Source organism: Vibrio sp. 2130-1, from assembly GCF_033339515.1.
Genome location: NZ_JAWOUT010000566.1, coordinates 1 through 562, shown reverse-complemented (window position 1 = coordinate 562; position 562 = coordinate 1). Strand labels below are relative to the sequence as shown.

At 43.1% G+C, this 562-nt stretch carries 1 protein-coding gene and 1 pseudogene; both read left to right on the top strand.

Annotation, left to right across the window (positions count from 1 at the left end; translation table 11 throughout):
• Positions 1-255, top strand: a pseudogene (locus tag R7Q09_RS27425) (methyl-accepting chemotaxis protein); the annotation flags it as partial.
• Position 256: 1 nt separating this feature from the next.
• Positions 257-562: DUF2523 family protein (locus tag R7Q09_RS27420; RefSeq protein WP_318144118.1), on the top strand; the 306-nt coding region annotated here is incomplete at its 3' end.

The window sequence follows — 562 nt, the reverse complement described above, 5'->3', positions numbered from 1 at the left end:
CCTGATGGGTTAGGCGGTTTGGTATCTGGTCAACTGAATGATCTAAAAACCAATGTGATTGACGACTTTGTTAATTCATTCGGCAACATAGATTTATCTAATGCTCAGCGTCCATCTTTCGTTCTTCCGGTTCCGTTCTTCGGTGACTTCAGTTTTGAAGAGCACATCAGTTTTGATTGGGTTTTCGGTTTTGTTCGTGCAGTTCTGATTATGTCGTCCATCTTTGCAGCACGTCGCATTATCTTCGGGGGTTAATATGGATTGGTTAGTCGATTTATTTAATAAGCTTTTGGTCTTCTTGTATCAGCTCTTAGTGTCGCTTTTTAACATGCTCAAGGACTTATTTTTCTGGGCGGTTGAGCAGGTCATGGAGATGGTTAACATGCTGCTTTCTGGCGTGTTTGCGCTCTTTGCGCCTGTCGATATGAGTCAGTATATGACTTCAATTCCTCCAACAGTGTCTTGGGTTATGGCTGCGGTTGGTTTGCCTCAGTGTCTTTCTATCATCCTTGCAGCAATCACGGTTCGCTTAATGCTTCAACTCATTCCGTTTACGAGGTTA